The sequence below is a fragment of the Floridaenema fluviatile BLCC-F154 genome (assembly GCF_041929135.1).
GTDB classification, from domain to species: Bacteria; Cyanobacteriota; Cyanobacteriia; order Cyanobacteriales; family Aerosakkonemataceae; genus Floridanema; species Floridanema fluviatile.
In genome coordinates this window covers 1-1,154 of record NZ_JBHFNS010000005.1, presented here as the reverse complement: position 1 = coordinate 1,154, position 1,154 = coordinate 1, and the positions used below count along the sequence as shown (strand labels likewise).

The window sequence follows — 1,154 nt, the reverse complement described above, 5'->3', positions numbered from 1 at the left end:
CTCAAAAATTAGGAATTAACTATTGACATTATATAGAACGTTCGGTACAGTATAACTATACCGAATGAACGGTACAAAGGGAAAAAGACATTCAAACAGCTACCAACTTGATGCAAGTTATCAAGCTGGCTCAAAGTAAAGCCACTTTTGATTAGGAGAAATCAGTATGATTCAGCTTTATGGTCATGAAATGTCAGGGAACAGTTACAAAGTTAGACTGTTTTTGGAATTGCTAAATCTGGAATACGAATGGGTAAAAGTTGACTTGATGAAAGGGGAACATCAGTCACCAGAATATCTAGCACTTAACCCTTTTGGACAAGTTCCTTTGTTGGTTGATGGTGATACTAAACTGGCAGATGCTCAAGCAATTTTGGTGTATTTAGCAAGACAGTATGGCGGTGAAGAATGGTTGCCTTTGGATGCTTTATCTTTAGCACAAGTTGTTCGCTGGTTATCTACAACTGCTGGTGAAGTTCGTCAAGGGCCTGAAAATGCTCGACTTTATCATTTGTTTGGTGCGACTAGTATAAATATCGATCGCGCTTACCAAAAAGCCGAATACATTTTAACCCAACTTGACAAACATTTGAGTACCAGAACTTGGCTAGAATTCGAGCGGACGACTATTGCTGATATTGCGATTTTCCCATACATTGCGTTAGCACCTGATGGCAAGATTGACCTCGCATCTTATCCAAATGTTTTGGCTTGGATCGAGCGCATCAAACAACTCCCAGGCTACATCCCAATGGCAGGTTTATAAAATCACGGACGATAAGTTAGCACCATTAATTGCTGGTAATACTGCTGGTTAATCAAATTAGCGATCGCTTCAAAAACACAACACAAAACTGATAATTGAGGAGGGCATGATGCCACGCAAATTCGGAGAAATTGCTTTCACTCCTGAAGTGTTAACAGCGCAGTCAGAACGAGGTTCAAGACAAACTTATGCGAAGTATATCGCCAATGGGCCTGCTAATGATATAATCACTCCAAAGATTGCCGAATGGCTCTCCTCTAAAGTCTGTGATAAATATTTCTAATCAGAAAAACTACCTAAAAGGCGGGCACGAAAACTTTCAAAATTTGTAAAACCATAACCCTGACGCATAATTAGTTTAGCTTTATTGTTGATTCCTTCCATTACA

The 1,154-nt window shown here is 39.4% G+C and carries 3 protein-coding genes; 2 read left to right on the top strand and 1 reads right to left on the bottom strand.

The features are described from left to right. Positions 1 to 166 precede the first annotated feature (166 nt). Positions 167 to 766 carry a glutathione S-transferase family protein gene (locus tag ACE1B6_RS00135; RefSeq protein ID WP_413255200.1) on the top strand — a complete coding sequence of 200 codons (600 nt, stop codon included), beginning with the start codon at positions 167 to 169 and terminating at the stop codon, positions 764 to 766. Positions 767 to 872: 106 nt separating this feature from the next. Beyond that, a complete protein-coding gene (locus ACE1B6_RS00130) occupies positions 873 to 1,049 on the top strand; it encodes a hypothetical protein (RefSeq protein ID WP_413255199.1) in 177 nt (58 codons plus the stop codon). Here the strand turns inward: ACE1B6_RS00130 and ACE1B6_RS00125 are convergent. After that, positions 1,046 to 1,154: transposase (locus tag ACE1B6_RS00125; RefSeq protein ID WP_459562952.1), on the bottom strand; the 109-nt coding region annotated here is incomplete at its 5' end. The two genes, ACE1B6_RS00130 and ACE1B6_RS00125, sit on opposite strands and share 4 nt — an antisense overlap.